13 protein-coding genes are annotated in these 20,461 nt (G+C 41.7%); 1 reads left to right on the top strand and 12 read right to left on the bottom strand.

The genetic code is table 11. The features are described 5' to 3' along the window. Positions 1-22: 22 nt before the first annotated feature. Positions 23-2,455, top strand: coding sequence for an ATP-binding protein (locus I2I13_RS20105; protein ID WP_195650326.1), 2,433 nt, complete (start codon positions 23-25; stop codon positions 2,453-2,455). Between the two features lie 400 nt (positions 2,456-2,855). On the opposite strand, the gene I2I13_RS20100 is transcribed toward I2I13_RS20105, so the two are convergent. The 12 genes from I2I13_RS20100 to I2I13_RS20045 form a co-directional block, all read right to left on the bottom strand. Next, complete coding sequence (locus I2I13_RS20100) at positions 2,856-4,091, bottom strand: MFS transporter (RefSeq protein ID WP_195650325.1); 1,236 nt, start codon at positions 4,089-4,091, stop codon at positions 2,856-2,858. Between the two features lie 36 nt (positions 4,092-4,127). Then, a complete protein-coding gene (locus I2I13_RS20095) occupies positions 4,128-4,574 on the bottom strand; it encodes a YhcH/YjgK/YiaL family protein (RefSeq protein WP_007760210.1) in 447 nt (148 codons plus the stop codon). After that, positions 4,571-5,773: an AGE family epimerase/isomerase gene (locus tag I2I13_RS20090; RefSeq protein WP_195650324.1), complete on the bottom strand. Its 1,203-nt coding sequence runs from the start codon at positions 5,771-5,773 to the stop codon at positions 4,571-4,573. Before I2I13_RS20090 ends, I2I13_RS20095 begins: the two co-directional genes overlap by 4 nt. A gap of 12 nt (positions 5,774-5,785) precedes the next feature. After that, positions 5,786-6,703: a dihydrodipicolinate synthase family protein gene (locus I2I13_RS20085; protein ID WP_195650323.1), complete on the bottom strand. Its 918-nt coding sequence runs from the start codon at positions 6,701-6,703 to the stop codon at positions 5,786-5,788. A gap of 42 nt (positions 6,704-6,745) precedes the next feature. Further along, a complete protein-coding gene (locus tag I2I13_RS20080; protein WP_195650322.1) occupies positions 6,746-8,284 on the bottom strand; it encodes a hypothetical protein in 1,539 nt (512 codons plus the stop codon). Between the two features lie 22 nt (positions 8,285-8,306). Beyond that, complete coding sequence (locus I2I13_RS20075; protein WP_195650321.1) at positions 8,307-9,869, bottom strand: PQQ-binding-like beta-propeller repeat protein; 1,563 nt, start codon at positions 9,867-9,869, stop codon at positions 8,307-8,309. Positions 9,870-9,881: 12 nt separating this feature from the next. Then, positions 9,882-11,594 carry a hypothetical protein gene (locus tag I2I13_RS20070; protein WP_195650320.1) on the bottom strand — a complete coding sequence of 571 codons (1,713 nt, stop codon included), beginning with the start codon at positions 11,592-11,594 and terminating at the stop codon, positions 9,882-9,884. Between the two features lie 13 nt (positions 11,595-11,607). Then, entirely contained in the window at positions 11,608-13,290 is a 1,683-nt protein-coding gene (locus I2I13_RS20065; protein ID WP_195650319.1) for a hypothetical protein, read from the bottom strand. A gap of 16 nt (positions 13,291-13,306) precedes the next feature. Beyond that, on the bottom strand, positions 13,307-15,055 hold the full coding sequence (locus tag I2I13_RS20060) for a RagB/SusD family nutrient uptake outer membrane protein (RefSeq protein WP_195650318.1): 1,749 nt from the start codon (positions 15,053-15,055) through the stop codon (positions 13,307-13,309). A 20-nt stretch (positions 15,056-15,075) separates the two neighbouring features. Further along, positions 15,076-18,324 (bottom strand): TonB-dependent receptor, encoded by a 3,249-nt coding sequence (locus tag I2I13_RS20055; protein WP_195650317.1) that lies wholly within the window; start codon positions 18,322-18,324, stop codon positions 15,076-15,078. A gap of 356 nt (positions 18,325-18,680) precedes the next feature. Then, on the bottom strand, positions 18,681-19,436 hold the full coding sequence (locus I2I13_RS20050; protein WP_195650316.1) for a creatininase family protein: 756 nt from the start codon (positions 19,434-19,436) through the stop codon (positions 18,681-18,683). Between the two features lie 27 nt (positions 19,437-19,463). Beyond that, complete coding sequence (locus tag I2I13_RS20045; RefSeq protein ID WP_195650315.1) at positions 19,464-20,456, bottom strand: FecR family protein; 993 nt, start codon at positions 20,454-20,456, stop codon at positions 19,464-19,466. Positions 20,457-20,461: the final 5 nt, after the last annotated feature.

The raw sequence follows: 20,461 nt of genomic DNA, 5'->3' as shown, positions 1-20,461 counted from the left end.
ACAGAAAACAAGAGCAGACAATATGAAAGAACAAACAAATTATGACTATGAAAAATACGTTCAGATAGCACAAATGGCCAAAATGGGATGGTGGGAGTCAGATTTGAAGAATCAAGAATATATCTGCTCTGACTTTATTGTAGTCTTACTCGGTCTTAAAAGTAACCGTATCAGTTTCACCGAATTCCATCAAAGAATACGTGAAGACCATCGGCTACGTCTTAAAAACGAATACCTGTCCTTATCCAATTTACAGACTTACGAACAAATGTTTCCTATCCGGGCAAAAGACGGGGAAATTTGGGTGTACTCCAAAATCAGTTTCCAGAAGCCTGATAAAGAGGGATACAGGAATATGACCGGCTTTCTACAATATATTGACAGACCTATCGATAATTCAAATGGAAACATTGATTTCCTTCAAGTCAGCAGTTTGCTCTATCAGCAGAATAATATTTCATATTCATTGCTTGCGTTTCTGCAATGTGATGATGTGACTCAAGTGATTAACGAGACATTAGGAGATCTCCTCAAACAGTTTCAGGGTGATCGTATTTATATCTTCGAAATAAACAGAAAAAAACAACGCCAGGACTGTACTTATGAAGCCACAGCCGAAGGCATCTCCAAAGAACAGGATTTCTTAAGTAATATCCCTTGGGACCCGTCTACTTGGTGGAATCATCAGATAGCCGAAAGAAGGGCAATTATCCTGAACACTCTGGATGACATGCCAAAAGAAGCAGAAGAATATCGCCGTACATTAGAAATGCAGGATATTAAATCACTGATGGTAGTCCCTTTAATATCCAAAGAAGAAGTATGGGGCTACATGGGAATCGATATGGTAAGAACACAACGAAGCTGGAGCAATGTGGATTATCAATGCTTCTCCTCCCTCGCAAATATTATCAGTATTTGCATCGGATTACGGAAATCGGAGTTGCAGGCCAAAGAAGATCGTATTGCTTTGGACAACAGCGAAAAGATATTGAGAAACATCTACAAGAATCTTCCAGCAGGTGTCGAACTTTACGATAAAGACGGTTATCTGGTAGACATCAATGATAAAGAACTTGAAATATTTGGTTTATCTGACAAAAATGAGGCCTTAGGAGTCAACTTGTTCAACAATCCTAATATTCCTTCAGAGATAAAAGAAAAATTGAAAGCTAAAGAAGATGTAAATTTCTCCATCAATTATGATTTCTCAAAAATAAATCGATATGTAGACACTCATAGGGAAGGGATTATCAATCTTACCACTAAAGTTACCGCTCTCTATGATTCTCAAAACCGATTTATCAACTATCTGTTTATCAATATAGATACGACAGAGACAACCAATGCATACACCAAGATACAGGAATTTGAGAATCTGTTTCTTCTGATCGGTGATTATGCCAAGGTAGGGTTTGCCCATTTCAATGTACTGACAAGAGACGGGTATGCCCAGGATACATGGTACAGGAATTTGGGAGAAAAGGAAGGTATTCCCATGCCACAGGTTATCGGAGTATATGCTCATGTGGTTCCTGAAGATCAGGCGGTTCTGAAGAACTTTGTGCGCGAAGTGAAAGAAGGAAAAGCAACCAGTTTGCGCAAAGAAGTTCGTGTCTGCAGGGAAAATGGCAAATATACATGGACCAGCATTAATGTAATGGTTAGAGATTATCGTCCCCAAGACGGCGTTATTGAGATGCTATGTATCAATTACGACATCACGCCTTTGAAAGAGACTGAACAGAAATTGATTATTGCCCGCGATAAAGCAGAAGAACTGGATCGCCTGAAGTCGGCTTTTCTGGCCAATATGAGTCATGAGATTCGTACTCCTCTCAATGCTATTGTTGGCTTTTCCAGCCTTCTGGCAGAAACGGACAGCAGAAGCGAACGGCAGGAATATATCAAAATCGTACAAGAGAATAATGAACTTCTTTTGCAACTGATATCGGACATTCTCGATCTTTCGAAAATTGAAGCTGGAACATTTAATTTTGTATATACCAATGTAGATGTAAACGAGACTTGTTCTGAAATCATCAAATCAATGGGTATGAAAGTGGGTAAAGGCGTTGAACTGATTTTTGAGGAGATACTGCCGGAATGTTATATCTACACAGATAAGAATAGATTCACCCAAGTAATCAGTAACTTTATAAATAATGCATTAAAGTTCACCCGGCAAGGCACTATCACCCTTGGCTACGAACAAATATCCCATCAGAAAATAAAATTCTATGTGCACGACACAGGAATGGGAATACCGGAAGAAAAGCAAAAGAGCGTATTTGAACGTTTTGTGAAACTGAATACTTTTGCCCAAGGTACAGGACTCGGACTTTCTATTTGTAAGAGCATTGTTTCCCAGATGGGAGGAGAAATTGGCGTGGATTCGACTGAAGGAGTAGGTTCCTGCTTCTGGTTTACACACCCGTACCACGCTGCTGACTAGACTGACTATATATGAAAGGGGGTATTCTATGAATGATGGTTAGTACTAATAATGAATGGCCTCCAACAAGAATCGGCTGCAGGATCCTGTAGCCGATTCTCTTTTACCACTTTCTTTTTTGGTATACCTAAAATTAAAACAAAAAGTGACAGGTGTGACAGAGGAATTGCAACTTATTACTTTTTTATTTTTCTATCTATATTTTCTAATAAAAAAAATCGCGAATGTTATAAATCCTCTGTCACACCTGTCACTTCTTCATCGGTTCTTTTCAAAAGACAGCGGGAAACTTGAAAAACACAATCGTCTTTTTCAAATTTCCCGCCACGTTTTAAAGAAACCTAAAATCAGTTTAGTTTCTTATTAATCTGCAATTTACAAAAGTAATACCCATAAATCTTCATTCCATATTATCTGTTTTAGGTCTTAAAAGGTACAATTGTAACCCTAGTGCGAGCGCAACTACAATACTTAGCATGGCAAATCCTTCACCTAAACTTCCTCCATCTGTCCATTTTCCCAGTAATTGAGTTACGGCTGCTCCTGCAAAGACTCCTGTCATATTCATAATTCCATACGCTGTTCCTCTATATTTAGCAGAAACAAACTGGCATAGAATAGGCATATTATTAGCATCGAAAATACCAAAACCAACGCCAAACAGCAATCCCGCACCTATGACACTGACAAACCCATGTCCGAAACCTAGCAACAATAAGGCGGGAATTGTCATCCCCAGTCCGATGGCTCCCGTATACACACGTCCACGAATATTCTTCAGCACCCATCTATCTGACAAAAATCCACCAAGTATCACTCCGACAAATGAAGACAAAGCAATGGTAATCGTTGATATAGGTCCTGCCTGCGACATCGGAATATCCAGGTTCTCGGCAAATAGAGTCGGCAACCAGTTCTTTGTGGCCCAGCCGGGTAAACTCGGAGCCGCAAAATAAAACAATATCACCCAAAAAGAAATATTAGAAAATAGCAGTAATAACCCTTTCCCTATCGAATCGCCTTTGCTAACACCACTTACAACCACTTTTTCTATTTTCATCCGAATAGGATTCTCATGCAAGAAGAAGATAAGGACTACAGAATAAGCAATACCGACGATTCCAAACCAATGGAAAGTGCTCTGCCAGGAAAAAGCAGCCGCAGCTGTAGCACCAAACCCGCCAATAGCCTGACCGACATATAGTCCGGTCATATGTACTCCAATAGCTAACGAGCGTGATTTATCCTGATGCCAATCGGCAATCAGCGATAAAGCGGAAGGAATATACAATGCTTCACTAACCCCCATCACAGCACGCAAACCATATAATTGTTCGAATGACGTTGCATATCCCATCAGGAAAGTCACGGCAGACCAAACAAATAAACTCCCGACGATTAGCCATTTACGACTGATCCTGTCTGCTATGATACCGGCAACCGGACTCATAAAGCCATATATCCAAAGAAATACAGCCATCAACGCGCCGAAAGCTTCTGCTTTTGTCAGTTCTACAATATCTATTTTCATTGCTTCCTGCATTGTAGAAAGCATTTGTCTATCCATGTAGTTGAGCAACGCTACTACCCAAAGCAACGCAACTACTACCCATGGATAAATATTTTTATTTTTCATGGTAGTTGTATTTAAAAGATTTTTGAGACTGTTTTTTTAAACTCTTACTTTGGCTATCAGTTTGCGTATCCAGCCTTTACCGATAGCCGGAGCGTGGGGGTCTTCCGGGTATACAATGACGAATTGTCCGGGTAAGAGATTGATGAAAGTAGTGGGAACATCACCATAGAGAGCACAATCGCTCTTTTTATCATAAGCTTGCCTTTCCACTTTTAATTCTTCAAGGGCTTTCCAACCAATGGTTTCTGTACCTTCAAGTAAGATGTGCACGTCTATATAATCATGATGCAGTTCTAACAAACGTTTCCCTTCAGCAATACATTCAGGATAGATGTTATTGACAATCAGGTTATCACCATCCAGTCTGATAGTTCCCAGTTCTTCGTGTAGCAGGTCATGTGATTTCACATAATCGAAAAGTTGCTTGAACAACGGGTGAAGTTTCTCCACCCGTTGGCTATGTTGTAAATTGGATACAATCATTTTATTTCTTTTTTTGTTTCAGACATTATTTCCTCACAAAGCATATATCCTTTTGTCATCATGCGGGGAATATGGAAAGGACCTTTAAATAAATTTCCCTTTGCCGGTTGGGCTACCGTACCATCCCGGTGAAGATAACCATACCACTCTCCATATTCTTTATCCGGGAAATGGGTATAGGTCCATTCACTGATTTGCTGATGCATTTCCAAGTACTTATCTTCTTTCGTTATCAGATAGGCATAGAGAGTAGCGATAATTGCTTCTGTTTGCGGCCACCAAAATTTCATGTCTTGAGCATAATCTTGCGAGGGAAGATTTTTGCAATCTTTGAAATTAATAATGCCACCAAATTCTTTATCCCAGCCCCACTCCCATGACCAGTCTAAAATCTGCAATCCCAGTTTTTCTATCTCTTTATCTTCACCTCGCAATTTTGCTTCCTCCAATAGGAACCAGGCTGTTTCAATACAATGTCCGGGATTGATGGTACGCCCCATATTAGTATCTATAAACTCACCGTTCGGTCCTACTGTTTCCAATAAGGCTTTAAATTCGGGATGCAAGAAATCATTTTTTAATTGAGCGATAGATTCATCAATCTGCAGTGTCAGACATTCGTCCTGAATAGCTTCCCGAATCCGGGAAGCTACATTTATCAGTATCATGGTGATGGAATGTCCTTTCATGGGAAGTGTATCCAGATATTTAGGTGCTAACAATCCGGGAGTTTGCAGAAAATACTGCATACGTTTGAACAGTTCGAGCGCTTTTACTGCATAAGTTCTATCTCCTGATGCAATGGAGTATTCGGACATCGCTATGGCTGCAAATGATTCGGAAAAGATGTAACGCCGCTTGCGTAAAGGTCGTCCGTCTGCTGTTACCTCAAAGTACATGTGCCCGTTCGTATCAAAGCAATGCTTCTCTATAAAGTCAAGCGTGCTTTTGGCTGCATGCAGCCATGCCGGGTTCTTTTCGATATGATTATAGGCATAAGAACAAGTAAAAGCAAAACGTCCCTGAAACCAAACGGATTTTGTGGAATCCATCAATGTGCCTTCACGGTCTACACAAGTATATAGGCCGCCATTCACTGCATCCAGTCCATGTTCCATCCAAAAGGGCATGATATTATTCTGCATATCATTCTTGTAGGTATCCGCCCAATGCTGTATATATTCAATTATATTCTTCATACTTTCTTCCTATTAGAATTTATTACAACGATCGAAGAAATGTATTTCTTCCAGTTCCGCTTTCATCTGTTTTTCTTCCTCAACAGTCATATTTTGGAAAGGAGTACGGTTACCGCCCAAATCAAGGCCAATCAACTTCATAATGCGTTTGCCGCCAACAATATTTCCACGGAAATGACAGATAACGTTAATCACTTCCTGCGAGAAGTTTTGCAGTTCACGGGCTTTCTCCAGTTCGCCAGCTTTCCAGGCATCAATAATTCCTACCAGGTTTATGCCATTATAATTGGTTGTCCCCCCAATTCCCCCTTGTGCACCTCCCATTGCCAAGCAAGGAAGAATCGTTTCATCCTGTCCATGAAGCATATCAAACTTACCATCTTTATATAAGCGGCATTGATTGTATTCATACAGACTTTCGAAAGTATATTTAATGCCTGCAAAATTAGGAATACGGTTCTCAACAGCTTTCAGGAAAGCAAGCATCGGCAGAAATGCTCCGTTAAATGCAGGAATATGATAATAGTAGAATGGAAGTTCCGGTGCTCCGGCGGCAATTTCTTCGCAGTACTTTACCAATTCTTCTATCCGTCCGATTTTAGGGAAAGGAGGTGCCATAGCACCAATTCCCCAAGCTCCGATTTTCTGTGCGTGTTCCGCCAACATCCGACTCGACTTTACACAGCAACTACCCACGTGCACAATCACTTTAAAATCTCTCGGTGCAACTTCCATCCAGCGTTCCGCCAGTTTCATCCGTTCTTCATCGGTCAGCATATAGCCTTCTCCGGAGGAGCCATTGATAAAAACACCTTTCAAACCATTTTTTATAAGCAATTTTGCATATGCCTCGATAGGTTCATAATTTACTTCTCCATTTTCATAAAACGGAGTAAAAGGGGCATTGATTAATCCTATAATCTTTTCCATCATATAATTTTTTAAGTTCAATATATTTAGTTATTTCTCTATTTAATTCACGGGGACATCTATCCCCTTGTCCGATAAGCCCGGTCCGCCACCGCTTGTGTAACCACAACTTTCACCTGTTTGCCATGCGGAAATCCAAAATGAATATAAATCGGCTTTATTCAGATAAAACTTTAACCGAATCATTCTTTCCTTTAAAGATTCCAGTTCCGAATGCTTCTTCCATGAAATCATTAGTTTTGTCTTATCCGTATTTTTTATCTGTATGCAATCCTTTTTTGTGAATCCTTCCAGAGGTTGCCCGTTTTCTTCTAAGACTTCCACTGCTAAAGTTCCTTTCACATCTGCATTGACAAACAGGTATTTTCCATCTTTCGGAATCAGAGTTCTTACTATCACATAGCCTTCTTTCTTTTCCGATCTCATAGAGACAAAGCCATCCCGACGGAGTGTTGCCAATCCGGTGGCAAAGTTCGAATCATGCTTGGGTTTGCTATTATAGCGTCCACTGACATAGAAATAAAGAGAGTCTCCCACAATGAGAGGATTGCCCGCAGTGGATTGCACATTACCAGCATTCCATGCATGAAAATCTTCACTTACCGGAAGGAAAGCAGTTTTGTTCTCCCGGTTCCAATGGAAACCGTCTTTGCTCCAGCCTATCAATACTTCATTTCTTTTTTGAATATTCAAACTGTCGCAAATATTATTCTCCGGTCCTTGCCAAACTGTAAAATATCCCAGCATATATCCTTCATAGGGCATTGCTTCATGGTTATATATCTGTGGACGCAATTCCGAAAATTGAGGATGACGCGGGTCATCGTCGTCGGCATGAAACCAATACCGGATAAATTTGTCACTTTGGTTATCATATACCCTGTGTGCCAGACTAACCAACATTTCCGGGTCTTCGTGTTCCAAATAATTACGTGAACGACGGTAAATGTCATTTATTGTTTTCAACGATAAAATATACTTGCCGCGGAACGGATCATAATAAGCCGCACAGCGGTCGTACAGTTCACCTGAAAGTGCTTGGGGAGCACTCCAGTGAATCCCATCGGAAGAATATTTGAGTTTCATACTGACAGTGGAGCGATTATTAAATTCTACAACAAACATTTTATAACGTTTGGCAGAATCTTTCTCAAATTTGTCTAGCAATACCGAAACGCAATCATGTTCCAGCGTATCCACTATATTTGTGCCCGGAACAATAGTAAGTTCCGGCTTTATCCAGTTCTTTCCGTCCGAAGACTCTGCGTAGCAGGTGACAAGTCCTAATAACTTGCCACCACCGGCAGAATACCACATCTTAAACTTCCGATCCGTTTCATCATACCATACCCCGCCGCTGAAAGGAGCGGCATAGGGGTCTCCGTTTATATTCAGTTCCCATTTCTTATCGGCTTTCAGAACAGGATTACCTGAATAATAAAGAGGAAGATGATGTATTCGTTGGAGATCTGTTTTCTCAATTTCTATCGTATCTACAAAAAGTATGCGGCCAGGTTGTCCTTTTATCAACCCTGCATATACGAAGGATAAGAGAATGACCAATGATAAATATCTCTTCATAATTTTCCGGTTAGCAGGATTGTCACTTTTGTAAACCGGTACGTTGGGGATTCTGTCCTTTCATAGGCCATGCAGAGTCAGCATAGGAAGTTGCTCCTGACGAGATACATACCATATCCGATGCACCTGCCACAGCTTCGATTCCCACATATAAATATCCTTTTGAGTCCATCACCGGGCTGGAGAAACATTTGACTCCCAATTCGGCGGAAGCTAGCAAGCTACCATCCTGCTTCACAATATAGTAAACGGCTTTATCCGAAATAATGTGGATATATCCTCTGTTATCAATCACCGGAACGCAGTTGTTTACATCATCTGTCGTAGCGTAATGCCATTTCAGAGAACCGTCTGTATTCAGAGCGACAACACCTGCCGAAACTTCATCGGCAACCGTTTTTCCGCCATTGGCATAAATTGTTCCATCTGCACCGATTGCAACACCACCGTTGATTATAGCTCCCGGAGTTTTATATACCCATTTTTCTGTTCCATCAGGATTCAAAGCTACTATGGCACCACCTGTAGTCAGTTCGGCTACGGTATAGATTGTTCCGTCCGCTCCTACCGTATAGGAGTTTCCCTTTAATGCTGTACCGCCCAAATCTTTCTGGTACACAAACTGTTGAGCACCCGTAGCGAAGTCATAACCGAAATATCCGTTTTTACCGGAAGAACCGAAATAAATCGTTCCATTCTTAGATAAGGATACACCGGACAATACTTCCATATCCAAAGCTATTTCTTTGATAACATTACCTGCCGGGCTCAAGACAATCAATTTCTTACCTCTATGTCCGAAATAGATATTACCTGAAGCATCAATAGCCGGAGTCACTGCGTATAAGTTAGAATCTGCGGCTTTATATGCCCATTTCATACTACCATCACTTCCTACGGCAAACAGGAATAATGCGCGGGGATGTTCCGCACCCGCCGGTTTCAAGTCACGGACTGTTATGTATATATCTCCATTGGGTCCTACGGTCGGACTTGCATATACCATACTGGCTCCGCCGCCGGGATTCAGTTCGTTCATCTTGGCGGTCACATCGAATGCCCATCTTTGAGCCCCATTGGAAGTATCATAAGCGAACAGTTTCACATCAAAAGCTCCGGTAGAAGTCTGATCGGTTATCATGTAAACAGTCTTGCCATCTGCTGATAATGCAGGTGAAACGGTGTTTTCAATCGGGCCACCCATCTCCTTTTGCCACATCACATTAATTGCTTTTGCGGGGTCCAGAATCGTGAGATCTTTCTTTGCACTGGCACGTAATCCGTTATTGTCAGTAACGGTCAGTTTGATGGTAAATGTGCCATCCGACTGATAGATAAAGGTAGGATTCTGTTCCATTGAAACAGACTTTGCCGCATCTCCGAATTCCCATAGCCAAGACACAATCTGATTTCCCTCATCGGGAATGGAAGCATCTTTAAAGACAGCAGTCTGTCCCAATTCGTACATATCTTCACCGATGGTGAAGTCTGCTTTTGCCGCAGTGTTATAATATACTTTATCTTCTTCACATGAAGAAAACAGAAGAATACAAATCAATGATACTAAATAAGTTACTTTATTCATAGCATTTACTTTTTAATTGGTTTTATCTATTCCGGAAATATTCAGTCCTGGACCTCCACCCGCAGTATAGCCCATACTTTCCCCATTCATGGAAGGAGAAATCCAAAAAGCGAAAATTTCACCATTGTCAATATAGAATCTCACTTTTATTTGTTTGTCTTTAAGAGAGGCTAACGAAGTATTGCCGGTCCATTCGATCCTGGCTTTTACATTATCACCTTTAAAGACTTTGCAGTCGTCTTTGGAGAAGCCTTCGATTACTTTATTATCGGAGTCTAAAAGTTCAACTTTCATTTCTCCTGCAACGTTGGCATTCACAAAGAAGTAAGAACCATCAAATTTCAGTAAGGAGGTTTGCAACTCCCCTGTTCCTTTCATAGATGTAAATCCATCCCGGCGAAGCATAGCCAGTCCGGTGGTGGTGATTTCTTGTGTTCCTCTCAAACGTCGGCCACTCAAGTAGAAATAGAGCTTATCGCCCACAATCAACGGAGTTCCGGCCACAGATTGTAAATTACCCTGATTCCAGGCATCCGATGAGGTCGTGTTCACTGCATGGAAAGGATTCATGTCTTCACGAAACCAACTATATCCATCCCGGCTATACCCTACCATTATCTGGTTTCTCTTAATCACATTATCAGATGCACAGACATCATTTTCCGGACCTTGCCAAACGGAGAAGAATCCCAGCATAATACTTTCATAAGGAATGGCATCCTGATTGTATATTGCAGGAGCGATGTCTGGATAGTCAGGATGACGTTGTTCATTGGCCCATGGACCGAACCAAAACGCACTCAATAGGGCTTCTGCTTTCTTTGTACCAGCCTGTGGATCGATATTTTCATTATAATCTCTGGCACGTACTAATTTGTTTGCATCTACCCGGACATTGTGCCGCATACTATATACCCATACGTTTCTGAACGGATTTTTATAGACTGTGGAACGGTCGGCAATCGGTTCCGATTGGGTTGCAGCACGCCACACTTTACCATCTGAAGAAGTTTTATAATTATATCTCCATTTTCCGGCTTCCCTCGCCACTAAAAACATTTTGTATCTTTTCGAAGCATTACTTTCCTGTTTGTCTACCCAAACAACAGATGCATCACGTTCGGAGTTATAATCAACAATATTGGTTCCGGGCACGACCGAAAGAACCGGTTTTGTCCAGTTAATACCATCCGTCGATTCGGCATAACAAGTCACTCCTGCTCCGCTGGTTGCATAAGAACCACCACCTGCCATATACCATATCTTGTATTTTCCCTCCTTTTCGTCATACCACACTCCATCGCTGAATGGAGCGGCAAAGGCGGCACCTTTTGTTCCGGTTTTCTCCCATTCCTGATCCGGTGTCAATATCGGATTGCCCGAATAATATTCAGGATAATAGAAAGTACGTTTCAGATTGGTGGATTCTATCAGGAAATTATCTACGAACAACTGGCGTCCTATCGAAATATGGATGACAGAAGGTTTGTCCGACAGATAAAAAGGAGACATCCCTTTTTCCAATTCGGACGAAGAGGAACGTACCGGAGGCCATTGCTCGGGTAAACGAATTCCATTGTATAGTAACCGTGGGTCGGCCGGCTCTTCGTCGGGCGGAACTACTACCGGTGGATTGTCACCTCCACCCGAAGTATCATCGCTATCACCACAGGCTATCAGCATACAGGGTAGCCAAAAGAGTAATGTATAAAATAAATATTTCATAGTCCTTTATCCTTTATTGATTCGCAGGGACATCTATACCACTGGCAGACAGTCCGGGTCCGCCACCGCTTGTATATCCACGACTTTCACCTGTTTGCCATGGAGAAATCCAAAATGCGTAAATATCAGCGTTATCCAAGTAGAACTTCAATCGGATGGGTTTCCCGATGAGCGATGCTATATCCTGGTGTTTCTTCCATGTAATCAGTTGTTTGGTTTTATCTGTCTTCTTCACGGGGACGCAGTCTTTCCGGGTAAATCCTTCCAATGGATTTCCATCTGCATCCAAGACTTCGACGAACATACTCCCTTTTACGTCTGCATTGACAAAGAGGTACTTGCCATCAAAACTAAGATTCTCGGTCAGCAGGTATCCGCCTTTGTCTCCATGCATGGAGACAAAACCATCCCTGCGCAAAGTTGCCAGTCCCGTAGAAGTATAGCTGTCCCACATAATCTCGTTTTTTTGTCGTCCACTGGAATAGAAATAGAGTGAATCCCCCACTACTAAAGGCACACCGTTGATAGACTGCATATTGCCCCAGTTCCACGCTCCATCCGTCTCATTCACTGCCATGAAAGGCTTGAAAGAGGGACGGTAGAAATGGAAACCGTCACGACTGTACCCCAGGAAGATTTCGTTCTTCTTCTGGATACCCAGTTTGGCACAAACTCCATTTTCCGGGCCTTGCCATACACTGTACAGTCCCAGCATAACGCTTTCATAAGCGATGGCATCGAAATTATAGATGCCCGGATCTACTTCCGGAAACTCCGGGTGGCGTGGCTCCTTATCACTTGGAGTAAACCAATAGACTATATTTTTATCGGGTACTCCTTTTCGGATACGATGTGCAAAACTTATTGCTTCTTCAGGGTTTTTGTTTTCCAGATAGCTACGCGAGCGGGAAGATACGTTGGTTCCATAACGCATACTTAATGCCCAGACATCACGGAAAGGATTGTAGAATACGGATGAACGGTCGTATAAATCACCGGATTGCGCCACTCCTTCTCCCCAATGAATTCCATCGGACGAATATTTCAGGACAAACTGCCACCGACGGTCAGTGGGACGGCGTTCTACATTGAACATTTTATATCGTTTAGACGGATCTCTTTCCCGTTTATCCAACCAAATAGTGGCTGCATCACGATTACAGGTGTCTACGATATTGGTTTGGTCCCAAATATCCAGTGTTGGTTTTGTCCAGTGTTTACCGTCTTTAGATTCGGCATATCCTGTATAGAATGTCTGATTGTCTCCTTTATGGAGAACACCCGCACCTGCCAGATACCACATTTTGAACTTCTGGTCTTTTTCATCATACCATATCCCGTCACTGAAGGGAGCTGCATAGAGTCCCCCTTCGGTTGTCTTCTCCCATTCTTTGTCTGGTCCGAGTACCGGGTTTCCTTCGTAGAACCGGGGAGTATGGATAATCCTTTCCAGGTTGGTTTCTGCAATCAGAAATGAGTCAACAAATAACTGTCTACCTACATTTACAGAGATAACTTCAGGTTTCTGCTTTAGATAAGGCACTGGCATATCTTGTGCCTTTTGTGGCTCCCCATAACGGGGAGGCCACTGTTCAGGCAAGTGTATACCATTGTAAAGTACTTCTGTTTGGGCAATAGTCAGGCCCGGTACTAACAAACTGAAGAGTAGTACCGCCATATTTTTTATATTTATCATGCTAGTTCTTTCTTATTTAATATCCCGGATTATTTTCTGTGATATAAGGGTTAGAATTCACTTCATTAATAGGAATCGGCAACCATTCATGTTTGTTGGTGACAAATCCTTTGAAATCATCTGCAGATACGAATTTCTTGAAGTTAGGATCGGATTCCTGCAACTCTGCAAAGCGGCGGGATAGTTTGCCCCAACGGAGTAAATCATAGAAGCGATGTCCTTCTAAAGCAAATTCAAGGATTCTTTCATTCTCAATATCAGTCATGGTTACAGAAGGCAAATCGCTAAGGTTGGCACGTCCGCGTACTTTATTCACTGCCTGCAAGGGAGTCATGTCCGACGCTTGTGCGCCACCGCTTACGACGGCTTCCGCATACATCATCAATACATCTGCATAACGGATATACCGCCAGTTCACACCGTGCGCGCGAGGCTGATTATAGACATATTCTTTGACACCCGCACCTACCCCTATCAGTTTGGGAGTACCATCCGCTTCTGTCTGTGTAGGCATGGAACAATCAATACCTTTCTTTATACCTGCTTTAAATGGATGTGCCAATGGATTGGATACGGTGGCAAACCCTTCTTTTCCGTTCTTTGCCGGGTAAAGTTCTTCCCATTTGTAGCCGCCGGGACCTTTCAGACGTACCGACTGTCCGCCGGCATCTTTTCTCAAATGTATATTCGCGTCCAAGTCATTGAATATCATTGTAGAGAACATACGGATATCAGTGTTACCGTCCTTATCTATGGAATTTACAAATGCATTGTAAAGCCAATTATGCACTACTCCTTCATAACCTACTCCTGCTCCCGGCAGCATCAAACCACGTGAATCGAATGCCAGACCGGAAGTGGCAAGTCCCGGATTGAATCCCGCATTGTCCACATCGCCCAGGAACTGGAATTCAAGAATGGATTCTTCGTTATTCTCGTGGGCAACATCGAAATTATCTGCATAATTATTGGTCAGGTCATAAGCTCCATACTTTCCATCTATAATATCGGCAAATTCTTTGGCGGCTTCACTGTAAAATGTAGTCTTATCTTCACCATAATATGATTCGATTCCACTACGATAGAGGTAGGCTTTTCCCAATAAAGCGGCTGCAGAAGCTTTTGTTACACGACCTGCATTTTTGCTGTCCCAGTATCCTTTTGCGGGTAGCAATTCTTTGGCATGTGACAGGTCTTCCTGAATAAAATTCCATACAGCGGCAGGTTTCTCCAACGGACGTACATAGTCATCACCATTTCGCGGCATCTGTCTGATCGGAGATATATTCCGGAAATTAATCAATAAGTAATAGTGCGCAAATGCTCTCCAAAAATAGGCTTCCCCCATGTATGCATTCCGTAGTTCCTCATTACCACTGAAGTCAACAGACGGAGCTGTTTCAATGATATATGACGCTTGAGATGCAGTAGTGTACATCAATGTATAAGGCTGTTCGATAGTGTAGTAACTGGCATTGAGGTCTGCCCCGAACATACCCGGTTTCCCATAATCCGAGTTGGATGATGCTTCATCAGAACGGATAATCGTTGTTTTGGAACCGGAAGCTCCCAGGCAACGCTGCGTAGACATATACCCGTACATAGTCATCACTGCGTCATTTACAGCAGACGGACTGGTGAAATAAGCTCCCATACTCGGCTGATTCGGATTAATTGCCAAATCATCGAAGATGCCATTACATCCGTGTAATATCAAGCCGCCTGCCAAGATTAATGCGGCATATACTTTCTTATAGTTTTTCATATAAATCATATTTTTAGTTATCAGAATGATGCGTTAAAACCAAAGGTAAATGTTCGGGCATTGGGATATGAACTGATGTCAATACCACGTGAAAACAATACGTTCGAACTAACTTCGGGGTCGTAACCTGAATATTTGGTAAGCGTAAACAGATTCTGTACGCCTGCATACACGCGCAGTTTGTTGAATCGAATCGCTTCCAACCACTTTTTAGGTAATGAATAACCCAACTGAAGGTTCTTCAAGCGTAAATAGGAACCGTCTTCCACATAAAATTCACTGGGCAATGAATTTCCGCCACTTGTATTTTGAGTTTTCATGATAGGTATACCTGTATTCTTATTTGTCTTTGTCCATCCATTCAAGGCATCCTTGACTACGTTGTTAGAGTAGTCGAAGTAATAGGTATACTTTTTCTGATTGAATATATCATTTCCTTGTACTCCCTGGAAAAAGACGGTCAAGTCAAAGTCTTTGTACTCCATATTGATATTCAGACCGTATGTGAAATCAGGGATAGGATTACCCAAAATCACTTTGTCATTGGCATTGACTACTCCATTCTTGTCCGTATCCGCAAAGATGAAGTTTCCTTCCGCATCAAAGCCTTCTATCTTGTAGCCATAAAACGAACCGATAGCTTCTCCCGGCATGGTAATGGAAGGTGCATCGCTGAAGTAACTGGACATTGCACCGGAAGTAATCGGCTGTACGTTTTCTCCCAATGACAACACCTTATTTTTCAACGTTGCGATGTTGAATGTTGCGTCTATATGAAAGTCTTTCGTCAACTGTTTCCTGTAATTCATCATAAACTCCCAACCTGTATTCTTTACGGAAGCTGTGTTTACATACGGTTTCTCACGGGAACTGTTAATTTCAAAGATTTGTCCGGAAGACAGGTTCAAGTCGATTTGTGCCAGCAAATCCACATTTTTCTTCACGAAATAGTCCAGAGATAAAGTCAGGTCATTATTGAAGAAACCCAGTTCGATACCAATATCCGTAGTCTTTGCAGTTTCCCATTTCAGATCTTTCGATTTCAGATAGGCAGCGCGTCCTGTCACATAGCGTTCTCCACCCACAGTGTAAGGAATAGGTCCATAAGCTATGGCATCGAAATTATAAGGGTTGAGAAAATTAGCTCCCAATTCACCATAACTGGCTCTAATCTTTAATTTACTCATTACGGGATTTTGGAACCACTTTTCCTGATGCACATTCCATCCGGCAGAAACAGAGGGGAAGTAACCTACTCTATTATCTTTGTGGAACTTAGAAGACTCATCGCGACGAACGCTTAGAGACAACAGATACTTATTGTCATAGTCATAGTTCACACGGGCGAAGAAAGAAAGCAATGCCGCATTACTGTCACCTGCCGAAATTTTACCATCCTCATTCTGGAATCCGGTAATATCCGTTCCTCCCAAATCGTTAATCGTGGAGTTAGTCATGTAGCGATAATATTCTCTCATCCAACTTGTACCCAGTAAAGCGTCTATGGAATGAAGAGCGAATGTTTTATTGAAAGTCAGTAAGTTGTCAATCGTGTAAGTGAATTCTTCACCTCTTGTTTCGGATACGCTATTACGTGTGTTTCCATAATCTTTATCAGGAGTTCCATCTGAATTCCATTTGGTGTAGTATTCAGGAGTATGCGTGTAATTATGCTTATTACTATAATTTCCACTTAATGATAATTTATATTTTAATCCTCCCCAAATATCCAGTTGGGCATTCAAAGAACCGATCAAATCCGTTACTTTATTAAATTGATCCGTATAATGCAATGGAGCTATTTTATTCTGCGCCTTGCCATCTTCAGGATTGATGTAATAATCGGGGCCACCGGAAGTAAATCGTCCCTGCTCGTCGTAAATAGGTAGCGTCGGCAATGCGATGTTGAAAGCCGTTGTAGGGGTCTTGTCCTTATGGGTTAATCCGAGAGTTTCGGTAAATGAGAACCGACCTTTTTTATAAGAGGTATTCAAGCGGAAGTTATAACGTTTGTAATCCGAATAGATTGTCATACCTGTTTGGTCAAGATATCCCAAGCTTGTGCTGAAAGTTGAATTATCACCACCGCCTGCAATACTGGCATTCAAGTTCCATACCGGAGCAAATTGAATCCATTCTTTTGACCAGTCAGTATTCAGGTTCGGATTCGTCGGATTGTCATTTTCCGGTGCATGGGGCAAACCGCTATTATCCGCTACCATATTCGCAAAATTTCTCCATTCTGCTGCATTCAGAAAATCCGGGATGTTGGTAGGCGTTTGGAATGCAAACGAACCGTCTATCTGAATAACGGGTTTACCGGATTTTCCTTTCTTTGTAGTAATCAAAACAACACCATTGGCCGCACGTGAGCCGTAGATGGCAGCTGCCGCACCATCTTTCAGAACTTCGATGGATTCAATGTCATTGGGATTTAATGAGCTTAATCCGGCATTACTGAATGCACCGTCAATCACATACAACGGTTCGGTAGCACCAAAAGAAGCAGCACCACGAATCACTATATTTACATCTGCTCCTGCCACACCAGCTTGCTGTACGATGTCCACACCCGGAGTACGTCCTTGCAAGGTCGAAGCAACATTGGAAGATACCTGTTTGCTGATTTCCTGGGAAGAGATGGAAGCGACGGCACCTGTCAGGCTCGATTTCTTCTGCACACCGTAACCAACTACCACCACTTCATCCAGCACTTCCGTATCGTCTTGCAACTGAATAGAATATGAATTCTTACTTCCTACCCTTACTTCCTGTGTTTTATAACCAATATAACTAACAGCTAAAAGTGCATCTGCCGGGGCATCCAGTGTAAAGTTACCGTCCACATCTGTCACAGTACCTGTCCCCATTCCTTTTATCAAAACACTGGCACCAATCACTGGTTCTCCTTTGGCGTCTGTCACTGTTCCTGTTATCTTCTTATTTTTCAGATTTCCCACTGATGCAATGGAGGCTTCTTTTGCTTTCAGGTATATCTTCTTTTCCCCAATTTCATAAGCCACATTTGTACCCGCAAATAACTCATCTAAGACTTTAGAAAGGTCTTTGTCTTTTGCCTGGACGGAGACAATTCGTTCGGGATTGACAATCGTACGACTGTAAGCCACCGTAAGTCCTGTTTGTTTGGTAATGAGCGAAAATACTTTCTCCAACTTGACTTGCTGAAGATTCATTGTTATTTTTTGAGCTGATGCCGCAAGGCTTACAGCAAAGCTCAATAACAATACAAGCAATACTCTGTTCTTCATACTTAGTTTGTTTAAAGTTATAAATTGATTCTTAATCTCTTTGTATTTAGTGGACACACGAGATTAAGAAGCGGGTGAGGCAATATACGTTTTTTTTCGAAGTTTTTTTGTTTATCAAAAAGTTAATCCAGCTAGTTCCCTTATTTACAATGAGATACTATTCATTATTTATGGATAAGAAAAAAAGAAATAGAAACAAAAAAGTCCTTCCGGTTTTCATTCGGAAGGACTTTTTATAATTATTAATTATTATCACTTGGGATGATGTCACTATCCCGATGATATAGTGACGCTATCAGTCGGCAATACCGACACTATGACAACAGGATAGCGTCACTATGTTTTTTCTCGGAAATCTAATAAATTTCCTTATGTACCAACTCGTCAAAAAGCTTTGCATACTTTTCTGCAACCGCTTCAGCGAATATCTTTCCTCTCTCGGCAGAAGCTCCTCTTGGGTCGCCTACACCAGTATCTTCAGATATCTTTTTCCAGTTTCTGGGAATCCATGCAACTTTTTCGTTCAAAGACTGTATGGCAAATGTTTTATATTCACCTGGTCCGGCTTCTTCCAAATTCACCAATTCGGGATGATAATGCATCATTACCGACGTTTCTAGTTCGTCCGCATGGTCGCCCGGATTCTCAAAATAATCTTTTGCTTTCAATACAGTGTACCATTCACTCGATGCAATCAGGAAATCGGGATAGTCTACGGACAGGTCACGAATCATGCTCTTGAATGTATTCCCGCCATGGCCATTGATAATCACTAATTTCCGAATACCTTGGGCGTAAAGAGAAGACACAATATCAGCCAGTATAGCCTTTTGCGTTTCATAACGGGTATGAATACAGAATGGCAGTTCCCGTTGTCCCGGATTCTGGGAACCCATCCCCACAGGTGGCATTACCATACAATTTACATTATATTTATTTTGAGCTATCAAGGCGGCATCTACTGCTACATCATGAGAAAGAATACAATCCGTCATATAAGGCAGATGTAAGTTATGAGGTTCAGTAGCTCCCCATGGCAATACCACGATGTCATATCTCCTATCTTTTACTTTTCCATAACAAGATACAGACAAATCAACTTCTTTATTCATATTATACTTTTTATTTAAGTGCTTATACTATTTCATTTTCACGATGACTTCTTTTTTATCTTCATTATAATCGAATTTCACCGGAGCAATCTTTTCCAGATCCATCAGTACTTTTTCCAGTAAAGTATTGTCGGATGTCAAAGTATACACATAGGTCAAGGCACGTTCATCTTCTATCTTAAAATCCACGTCATACCAGCGGTTCAACACTTTGATTACTTCCGGCAGCGGGGTGTCTTTAAATACGATCACATTCTGTTTCCACATTGACAAACGGCGCATATCATCCATTCTGGAAATAGTGCATTCATTGCTCTCCTTATTATAGATCAATCTTTCGCCGGGACGCACCGGATATTTCTTTTCAGTAGGAAGAGCCAGATTTATGTTTCCTTCATCCAGACATACCACAATGTCTTTGTTTTCCGGATAATCCTGTACGTTGAAAGAGGTTCCCACTACCTGAATCGCAGGACCATTCAGATTGACAATGAAAGGACGGTTTTTATTCTTGGCTACCACAAAATAGGCTTCTCCTTCAAGAAAAACTTCGCGGGTGTTCAAAGCAAATTTCTTTGGATATTTCAGCTTCGAATCAGAATTGATATACACCCTTGTTCCATCCTGGAACATGATTTGTATCCGTTCTCCTTTGCCTACAACGACTTCTTCATATTCAGAAGTTCCGAACAGGTCAACTTTAGAGTTCAGTTGTATATAGAATCCGATAATAAATAGTACGGGTATCAACACTGCCGCCACTCTGAAGCAAATGCGTTTCAGTTTTTTCACCCGAATATTCTTTCGTATCTGTTCTAACATCTGCCTGGAAGGAATATCATGATTCACATACAAATCTGCTACTTCATTTTTTATCAATTCCGAATCCCGTGTCATTGCAGCTTCCAGATAGTCACTGCCTTCTTCGGTGGTAAACCATTCGGCTACTAACTTTGCATCTTCCGGGGTAGCAATTCCTGCCAGTACTTCTTCTATTTGTTTATCTGTAGGTCTATTCATCTTTA

The sequence above is a fragment of the Bacteroides sp. D55t1_190419_B8 genome (genome assembly GCF_015558905.1).
Lineage (GTDB): Bacteria > Bacteroidota > Bacteroidia > Bacteroidales > Bacteroidaceae > Bacteroides > Bacteroides vicugnae.
This window is presented reverse-complemented; position numbering and strand designations above follow the sequence as displayed.